Below are 8,320 nucleotides of genomic sequence, written 5' to 3'. Positions count from 1 at the left end.
AAGCCATCAAACATTATAATAACGGAACATAATCAGGTAGTATTGCTGGATTTCCAGCGGAGCCGGCTTTAAAACGACTTGGAACTGGTGGTGCTGGAAGAGCCGGTTCGGGTTGTCCCCGTAACGCCCGTCAGCAGGCCGGCGGGAAGGTTCAACGTAGCAGGCCTTCCAAGGTTCTGGCCCGACTGCCCGCAAGAAGGTGTAAGGGCTCATCGTCCCCGCACCCTTGTTTTCATCATATGACGGCATGATCATGCAGCCTTTTGAAGCCCAGAACTGTTCAAGCTTGAAGATCATGGTCTGAATATCTAATTTTTGTGCCATAGTTACCTCCTATGCAAGGCCATAAAAAAAGCCTATGCAATTTCACTTTTGCATAGGGACGAAAAAAGTATTCGCGGTTCCACCCTAATTCAGGAAGCCTATTTGCCTCCTGCTCTTAATTAGCTTGGCTAGAGGGGCCTTTTCCCGCTGTATCCTTCCACCAACCGATACTCGCTGCCGCGGTACTTTTCTATTTCCTCATCATTACCAATATACAGGCTATTTTACCACAAATTCCTTTTCTTTTCATGTTTTTTTAGGAAAATCAGCTGCCCCGGACCTCATTTAAAAAGCGAAGGCTGGGCAGGTTCAAATCAACGGTTGCCTGGTATATTTGGGCTATAGCCCGCCGGCTTTCCTTTTTCAAATCTTCGCTGATCTGGATGTTGCCTAAACGGGTGATTGGCAAAAGGCCCAAGGTTCTGAGCAAGGCCGTGGCCTTTGCCGACAGGTGCAGGCGGCTGACAGAGCGGAAATGGTCGCTGCAGACCACACCTCCGGCGGCAATAGAATAGTCAAAAATTCCTTTTTCCTTGCCGCAGATAACGCAGGCCCCTAGCTGAGGAGCTACCCCGAAGGCTTGCAGAAGCTGCAGCTGAACGATCTGGCAAATGATTTCCGGATCCTGGCCAGCCACGATCCGGTCAAAAGCCACCAGCAATAAGTCATAGTAGCCGCCTAATTTTTGGTACTCACTGAAGGCATGGTCAGCCAAGTCAAAAAGATAGGACAGGTAGGCATTCTTGTCCAGGTCGGTGAAAAGCTCATCATGCTGGCTCAGCTTCTTATAAGTCCGCAGCTGGCTGATCCCCTTGTAGCGGGTCAAGATCCCGAAAGTCCCTTCCGTAAAAGGCAAGGCAGCCGCGGCCAGCTGGGACTTGGGCCGCATTCCGCCTTTGGCGATGACCGTGACGATTCCCAGTTCCTTGGTCCAAAGCTTGGCCAAGAGGTCAGCTTCTTTATACTGCTGCCTTTTAAACAGCAGGCCGTGAACGTCGAGCAGGTCAGCGGCCATTAAAGGTCCTTCTTGTCATAGCCGATGGACTTGAGGAAGGCCGGATCCTGCCGCCAGTTGCGCCGCACCTTGACCCAAAGCTTCAAGTTGACCTTCTCGCCCAGCAAGTTTTCGATTTCTTTTCTGGACCGCATCCCAATCTGCTTGATCATGGCCCCTCTTTGGCCGATGATGATCCGCTTTTGCCCGTCTTTTTCCACAAAAATCGTCGCGTCAATCTGCAATTTGCCATTGATCCGCTGGTTCATCTGGTCGACCCAAACGGCAGTTGAGTGGGGAACTTCCTGGTCAGTCAAACGGAGAATCTGCTCTCTGATCATTTCGGCCACCACGAAGTATTCCGGCCGGTCAGTCACTTCATCTGAAGCGTAGTATTGCGGCCCTTCTGGCAGGTAGTCCTTCAAGGTCTTGAGCAAGTCGTCGACCCCGTTGCCCTGCCGGGCTGAAATTGGCAAAAATTCCGCGAACTTGCCCACGGCCTGGTAAGAGTCGATGATTGGCAAAAGGTCATTTGGGTGCACCTGGTCGATCTTGTTGATGACCAAAAATACCGGAATATCCAAATCCTTTAAAAGGCCGGCCACATATTCCTCGCCCTTGCCGGCCTTTTTAGCGTCAACCATGAACATGACTAAGTCAACGTCCTTTAAAGAAGACAGGCTGGCCTTGTCCATATATTCGTCCAGGTCGGAATGGCTCTTGAAAATCCCTGGCGTGTCAACGAAGACAACTTGCATGTCATCTTCAGTGTAAATGCCGGAAATCTTGTTTCTGGTGGTTTGCGGCTTGGCTGAAGTAATCGCCACCTTCTGCCCGATTAAGCGGTTCATCAAGGTTGACTTGCCGACATTTGGCCGGCCGACCAGTGCTACGAAACCTGACTTGTGTTTACTTGTTTGCCCCATCTTGAATGTCCTTTTCTGTGAAGTGGTATGGTATCAATTGCTCGACTGTAAAGCGCTCAAAGTCGCCCTGACTGTCGGTCAGAATTACTTCCGTTTCCGGATCCATGAATTCGCTCATTACCTGCCGGCAGGCCCCGCAAGGTGAAATTGGCCGGTCAGTGTTGCCGATGATCAAGAGGCACTTGATCTTGCCCGGTCGGCCAGCGTTGACCCAGGAGAAGATCGCCGTCCGTTCAGCGCAGTTGGTCAAGCCAAAAGAAGAATTTTCGATATTGACCCCGGTAAAAATCTCCCCCGATTCCGTTGCCAAAGCGCTGGCCACGTGGAAGTGTGAATAAGGACTATAGGCGTCGGCCAAATGATCCTTAGCCAGTGAGAAAAGCTTTTCCTCTAACTCGTTCATGCTACTTCCCTCTTCCTTCGTCTAATTGGTCCGGGTACAGGGGCAGGCCATAGTCTTCCAAGACCTTGCCCTGGATGCCAAACATTTCCTTGGCTTCATCCGGCTCAATGTGGTCATAGCCATTCAAGTGCAGATAGCCATGCACGATCGTGTAGCCGAACTCCCGGTCAAAGCCGGTGCCGTATTCCTTGCTGTGGCGCTCGATTACGCTCGGGCACATGAACAGGTCGCCGATATCTTCAGTGAAGTCCGGGTCCTGGGTGAACATGGCCAGGTCCAGGCCGTCGTCGCCGTCTTCAATGGCAAAAGAGATCACGTCGGTTGGCCGGTCTTTGTCCCGGTAATCACGGTTGATGGCTTGCGACCGGTCTTCGTCAACAAAGTTGATGCTCATTTCCTGGGCATTGTCCTTGCCGATTTCCTTTTTCGCCATGAGGAGCAGCTGCATGATCCAGTCTTCCCAGTCCCGGTCTCCCTTAGTCAAAAAGCCGACTTCATCGCTGTAGCTTACGTCAATTCCCTGCATTATTTACCTTCCTCTTCATATGCCTTGATAATCTTTGCCACGACCGGGTGCCGGACAACGTCAGCCGCGCTGAATTCCACGAACTTGATCTGGTCGATCCCCTGCAGGATATTGCGGGCCGTGATCAAACCGCTGTGAGCCTTGCCAGGCAGGTCGATCTGGGTCATGTCCCCGTTAACCACCATCTTGGAGTTAAAGCCCAGCCGGGTTAAGAACATCTTCATTTGGGCATCAGTCGTGTTTTGCGCTTCGTCTAAGATGACAAAGGCTTCTTCCAAGGTCCGCCCTCTCATGTAAGCCAAAGGAGCGATTTCGATAACGCCCCGCTCCATCAAGCGGTCAGTTGGTCCCTGCCCTAAGATGGCGTAAAGGGAGTCATAGATTGGCCGCAGGTAAGGGTCAACTTTCTCCTTAAGGTCCCCTGGCAAAAAGCCCAGGGATTCCCCAGCTTCAACTGCTGGCCGGGTCAGGATGATCTTGGAAACTTCCCCCCGCTTAAAGGCAGCAACCGCGCAGACTACAGCCAGGAAGGTTTTCCCGGTCCCGGCGGGTCCAATGCCAAAGACCACGTCACTCTTGTTGATGGCTTCAACGTAACTTTTCTGGGTCATGTTCTTGACCCGGACTGGCCGGCCCTTGGCGTCTCTGATCAAGATCTGCTTATAGAGGTCGCCAAAGTATTCAGTTGTCCCCCGGTCAGCCATTTTCATGGCACTGACCACATCCGCCGGGGTTAAGTTGATCCCGTTGCTGGCTACCCCATCCAGGGCCTTCAAGACCCGCAAAACGGTCTCTACCTGCTCTTCTGGACCAGCGACCTTGATCTGGCCGCCCAGGTCGGTAACAGTGACCTCATAGCCTTCTTCGATCAGCTTCAAATTGCTGTCATTGACGCCCACCAGCTTCTGGATATTTTCGCTGCTGTGGGGCAAAAACTTCTTTTCCAATAAAAGAACTCCTTCATTTTCAAACCAGCGGGCAAGCACATCTCTGCCCGCCAGACTATACTCTTCTAAACCAATGATACACGATTTAGGCCAAAAGAGAACACGGAAAATCAAGCAAGAAAAAAGCTCCCGTTTTCACGAGAGCTTCAGTCGATTAATAATGTCTACGCTTGCGAGCGGCCTCAGATTTTAACTTTCTGCGAACGCTTGGCTTTTCGTAGAATTCACGCTTGCGGTATTCTTGCAAAGTACCACTTCTAGAAACGGAACGCTTGAAACGACGAAGAGCATCATCAATAGACTCGTTTTCGTGAACGATAGTCTTAGCCATGTGTGATCCCTCCTTCCATTTCTTGGCATTGCTGCCATAAACATTTATCTAAATTATAGCAAAAATCGACTAATCGTCAATAGCCTGGGCAGATTTTTTGAAAAGTTTTTTCGGCAAAGATCCAGAAAGCGCATTATCCGGTATAATATAATTGATGAGGTGATCTATATGACTGAAAATAAAGCAGAAAACAAGCAAACGGAAAAGACAGAAAAGATGGAAATCAACATTATCATTATTTCCGACTCAGCCGGGGAAACGGCCTTCAACAACGCCCAAGCGGCAGCCGTTCAATTCCCTGACGCGGAAGTTAACTACCGCCGCTATCCTTTCATGACCAATGAAAAGAAGCTGGCCGCTACCCTGGAAGAAATTGAGCAATACCCTAACCTGGTCATTGTCTACAGCATGATTGATGAGAAGCTGCAATTGCCAATCATCAAGTTTGCCCGGGAACACAAGGCTAAATACATCGACATCCTGTCCCCGATCATTGAGGCCATCAGCCAGACGACCCATATGAAGCCAAGCGGCGTGGTTGGGGCCAACCACCAACTGACCAACAAGTACTTCAACCGGATTTCCGCCATGGAATTCGCGGTTATGTACGACGACGGCAAGGACCCGCGGGGCTTTTTGGAAGCTGACGTTGTTCTCTTAGGGGTCTCCCGGACTTCCAAGACTCCCCTTTCCCTGCTTTTGGCTAACAAGGGGCTGAAAGTTGCCAACTTGCCGCTGGTGCCGCAAACCCACATTCCAAAGGAAATCTATCAGATCGACCCGAAGAAGATCATCGGCTTGACTAACGACCCGCAAGTGCTCAACCGCATCCGCCGGCAAAGAATGATCAGCTACGGGATGGATCCGGACACGGCATACTCCAACATGGACTCAATCAATGCCGAACTGGACAGTGCCATGGCTTTGTACAAGAAGCTGGGCTGCTTCGTAATCAACGTGGCTGAACGGTCAATCGAAGAAACCGCGGCTTTGATTATGAACCACCTGGGCTACGAAGAAGATTAATCAAATATTTGCGTAAAAAAACGCGCTGCTTACAGGAAACGTAAGCGCGCGTTTTTCTTTTATCTCAGCGGACTTTCATCCACTCTGAAGACTTCTCCAGAAACTGGATCAACTAAAATGAAATATTCCTTCTTGCCGTTCTCGCTCATGCTGTCAGTTACGCTGAAGACGTAAAAATACTCTGATCGTTTGTCAGGGCTTGTCTTGGTCATCAGCAGCTTGACATTGTGGTGTCCGTGCTGTTTAGCGTAAGTAGTGGCGATCTCAGTCGCCAAATCCAAGCCAATATATTTAGGTTGATAGCGGCCGTTGTCCCTTCCATCTGGCATCTATTTCACCACCTCACTTATTCTGTATAACACAAGTATAATTTGCTTTTTAATATTTTTCAATAGCTAAACAACTTCTTGTTCTCTAAATCTGCCATAAACTTTCTGCACTTCAGTCACGCTCATGAAGGCAAAGGGGTCACATTTTTCTACCGTGGTTCGGATGTCGTAGAGGTCGTAAGTGTCGATAATGGTTAAAAGGACGGTCTTTTCAGTGTGCCCGTAGGCCCCTTCCACGTCATGGAAGATGGTGATCCCGCGGTGCATTTTTTCTTGAATCCCTTCAATAATGTCATTGGGATGTTCAGTAACGATCATTACCTGCAGCTTGTTGTGCTGGGTGTAAACCGAGTCAATGAAGCGGCCGTTGATAAAAATGTTCAAGGCCGTATAAAGGGCTCTGGACCAGTCAAAGAGAAAGCCAGCGATCAAAACGATGATCAAGTTGACCAAGATATTGAACTTGCCATAGTTCATGCCAGTTTTCTTCCTGACAACGATACCCAAGATGTCCAAGCCACCCGTAGAGATCCCGCTCTTTAAGGCCATACCCGTCCCGATCCCGTTGACAGCTGCCCCGAAGATGGCGCAGAGGATTGGGTCAAGGCTCAAATGAGTTGGCTGGATAAAGCGCATCATGATCGTGGACATGGCAACCGCGAAGATGGTATAGCCGGTAAACTCACGGCCGATCTTGAACCAAGCTAGGATAAAGAGGGGTACGTTCAAGGCAAAGTACATCACTTCTGTTGGGATGGTAAATGGCATGTAGCGGCTGGTCACAGTGTTGACGATCTGCGCGAAACCCGTGATCCCGGAAGAATAGATGTGGCCGGGATGCCAGAAGAAGTTCAAGGCTACGGCAACCATGACTGAGTAAAGAATCGCCGTACCAATTTTTACCAAAAAGCCGTAATTTCGTGACAAGCGATTCAAATCAAATAGCTTCATTTTCTGCTTTCCTTTCCGTCGTAACAGGATCAGCAACCTGTGGCAACTGGCCTTGCCCCGCCTATTAGAAGACAAAGCAATGAACATCCTTATTTATGATACAGCTTTTTCATAAATTATTGGGGCTTTTCCCACAACTTTTTATATAAAAAAACGCCTAAGCCCTATAAGAGTTTAGACGCTTTCAAATCAATTATTGATTATAGAAATTACCGATTCAAGTTAATTTGGCTGTTGCTCTGGGAGCTTGCCACACTTGAGTTAAATGTTGATTCTGAAGTTGAGACAGACGCGCTAGCTGAGACAGAAGTTACAACACTTTGTTCAGCGGAGGTCGGGTCACTCATACTTGCCAGTTCGGAAGCGGACATTTGCAGTTTCTCAAGCTCTGATTGAGAAATTGACGCGCTCACAGAAGCCTGGTATTCAGCATTGGCGCTTTCAGAGTTGCCAACGGAAGCAGTTACTGAGCCTTCGGAACTGTCAGCAGCGATAGAACCAACGCTAGTGCTCGTGGAGTTTTGAGCTGGAGTGTTGGTGGTATTACCTGCATTAGTTGTGTTACCAGCGTTGGTAGTACCGTTAGTCGTAGCCGCAGTGCCTTGGACGGTCGTCGTACCGGCAGTCGTTGCGGTAGCTGCAGGAGTTGCAACATTAGTCGTTGCAGTTGCGGTCGGCGTTGCTGGAGCAGTTGGCGTGGTTGGCGTGTTAGTAGCCGGGATCGTTGGAACGATTGGAGTGTTGCCAGTGTTAGGAATCTGGGCTGCACTCTGACTTGCAGAGGTGCTCAGGGATTCGCTCGTTGATTGGCTTTCACTCGTAGAACTGCTTACGCTCTGAGATTGGCTAATGCTTTCCGATTCACTTACGCTAAGTGATTCACTTGTGCTGGTGCTTACGGAAGCAGTTGAGGAACTCGTGCTTTCACTTGAAGAAGTTGATTCAGAGCTGCTTACGCTAGTTGAACCAGATTCACTTGAGGAAGTGGATTCGGAGCCGCTTACGCTAGTTGAACCAGACTCACTTGTTGAAGTCGATTCTGAGCCACTCGCGCTTGTTGAGCTAGATGCACTGGTTGAAGTAGATTCAGAGCCACTTACGCTCGTTGAACCTGATTCACTTGTTGAAGTGGATTCTAAGCTGCTTGCACTAGTTGAACCAGACTCACTGGTTGAAGTCGATTCGGAACCACTTGCACTTGTTGAGCCAGATGCGCTTGTTGAAGTGGACTCTGAGCCGCTTGCACTAGTTGAGCCAGATGCGCTTGTTGAAGCTGATTCTGAACCGCTTGTGCTCGTTGAGCCAGATGCGCTTGTTGAAGCTGATTCTGAACCGCTTGCGCTCGTTGAACCAGATTCACTTGTTGAAGTGGATTCTGAGCCGCTTGCGCTTGTTGAACCAGACTCACTGGTTGAAGTGGATTCTGAACCACTTGCACTAGTTGAACTTGATTCACTTGAGGAAGTGGATTCTGAGCCACTTGCACTAGTTGAGCCAGATGCACTTGAGGAAGTGGATTCTGAACCACTTGCGCTCGTTGAGCCAGATGCGCTTGTTGAAGCT

9 protein-coding genes and 2 pseudogenes are annotated in these 8,320 nt (G+C 49.5%); 2 read left to right on the top strand and 9 right to left on the bottom strand.

The genetic code is table 11. The features are described 5' to 3' along the window. Window positions 1-9 precede the first annotated feature (9 nt). The 7 genes and pseudogenes from ACI32D_RS05170 to rpsU form a co-directional block, all read right to left on the bottom strand. A pseudogene (locus ACI32D_RS05170) lies at window positions 10-324 on the bottom strand (glycine--tRNA ligase subunit alpha); the annotation flags it as partial. Between the two features lie 265 nt (window positions 325-589). Then, window positions 590-1,339, bottom strand: a complete 750-nt coding sequence (recO, locus tag ACI32D_RS05165; protein ID WP_439775551.1) for a DNA repair protein RecO — start codon at window positions 1,337-1,339, stop codon at window positions 590-592. Further along, the gene (gene era, locus ACI32D_RS05160) at window positions 1,339-2,244 is read right to left on the bottom strand and encodes a GTPase Era (protein WP_439775550.1); all 906 of its coding nucleotides are present in this window, start codon (window positions 2,242-2,244) and stop codon (window positions 1,339-1,341) included. The genes recO and era overlap by 1 nt, the downstream gene beginning before the upstream one ends. Continuing rightward, window positions 2,228-2,647: a cytidine deaminase gene (gene cdd / locus ACI32D_RS05155; RefSeq protein WP_439775549.1), complete on the bottom strand. Its 420-nt coding sequence runs from the start codon at window positions 2,645-2,647 to the stop codon at window positions 2,228-2,230. Before cdd ends, era begins: the two co-directional genes overlap by 17 nt. 1 nt (window position 2,648) lies before the next feature. Beyond that, the gene (gene ybeY, locus ACI32D_RS05150; protein ID WP_439775548.1) at window positions 2,649-3,173 is read right to left on the bottom strand and encodes an rRNA maturation RNase YbeY; all 525 of its coding nucleotides are present in this window, start codon (window positions 3,171-3,173) and stop codon (window positions 2,649-2,651) included. Further along, window positions 3,173-4,120, bottom strand: a complete 948-nt coding sequence (locus ACI32D_RS05145) for a PhoH family protein (protein ID WP_296226704.1) — start codon at window positions 4,118-4,120, stop codon at window positions 3,173-3,175. The genes ybeY and ACI32D_RS05145 overlap by 1 nt, the downstream gene beginning before the upstream one ends. A gap of 154 nt (window positions 4,121-4,274) precedes the next feature. Then, window positions 4,275-4,451 (bottom strand): 30S ribosomal protein S21, encoded by a 177-nt coding sequence (gene rpsU, locus ACI32D_RS05140; RefSeq protein WP_002880182.1) that lies wholly within the window; start codon window positions 4,449-4,451, stop codon window positions 4,275-4,277. Window positions 4,452-4,619: 168 nt separating this feature from the next. On the opposite strand from rpsU, the gene ACI32D_RS05135 reads away from it, so the two are divergent. After that, window positions 4,620-5,477 (top strand): pyruvate, water dikinase regulatory protein, encoded by an 858-nt coding sequence (locus ACI32D_RS05135; RefSeq protein WP_439775547.1) that lies wholly within the window; start codon window positions 4,620-4,622, stop codon window positions 5,475-5,477. A gap of 59 nt (window positions 5,478-5,536) precedes the next feature. Here ACI32D_RS05135 and ACI32D_RS05130 read toward each other — a convergent pair whose 3' ends face one another. Further along, the gene (locus ACI32D_RS05130; protein WP_439775546.1) at window positions 5,537-5,806 is read right to left on the bottom strand and encodes a PepSY domain-containing protein; all 270 of its coding nucleotides are present in this window, start codon (window positions 5,804-5,806) and stop codon (window positions 5,537-5,539) included. 66 nt (window positions 5,807-5,872) lie between these two features. Beyond that, on the bottom strand, window positions 5,873-6,757 hold the full coding sequence (locus ACI32D_RS05125; RefSeq protein WP_439775545.1) for a YitT family protein: 885 nt from the start codon (window positions 6,755-6,757) through the stop codon (window positions 5,873-5,875). An 849-nt stretch (window positions 6,758-7,606) separates the two neighbouring features. Here ACI32D_RS05125 and ACI32D_RS05120 point away from each other — a divergent pair. Continuing rightward, window positions 7,607-8,320, top strand: a pseudogene (locus ACI32D_RS05120) (hypothetical protein); the annotation flags it as partial.

Source organism: Lactobacillus sp., assembly GCF_051873315.1.
GTDB lineage: Bacteria > Bacillota > Bacilli > Lactobacillales > Lactobacillaceae > Lactobacillus.
This window is presented reverse-complemented; position numbering and strand designations above follow the sequence as displayed.

Coding starts and splice junctions, on each gene's coding strand:
- ACI32D_RS05135 (WP_439775547.1), top strand. CDS start 4,620: ATGACTGAAAATAAAGCAGAAAACAAGCAAACGGAAAAGACAGAAAAG.
- ACI32D_RS05125 (WP_439775545.1), bottom strand. CDS start 6,757: ATGAAGCTATTTGATTTGAATCGCTTGTCACGAAATTACGGCTTTTTG.
- recO (WP_439775551.1), bottom strand. CDS start 1,339: ATGGCCGCTGACCTGCTCGACGTTCACGGCCTGCTGTTTAAAAGGCAG.
- cdd (WP_439775549.1), bottom strand. CDS start 2,647: ATGAACGAGTTAGAGGAAAAGCTTTTCTCACTGGCTAAGGATCATTTG.
- ybeY (WP_439775548.1), bottom strand. CDS start 3,173: ATGCAGGGAATTGACGTAAGCTACAGCGATGAAGTCGGCTTTTTGACT.
- ACI32D_RS05130 (WP_439775546.1), bottom strand. CDS start 5,806: ATGCCAGATGGAAGGGACAACGGCCGCTATCAACCTAAATATATTGGC.
- rpsU (WP_002880182.1), bottom strand. CDS start 4,451: ATGGCTAAGACTATCGTTCACGAAAACGAGTCTATTGATGATGCTCTT.
- era (WP_439775550.1), bottom strand. CDS start 2,244: ATGGGGCAAACAAGTAAACACAAGTCAGGTTTCGTAGCACTGGTCGGC.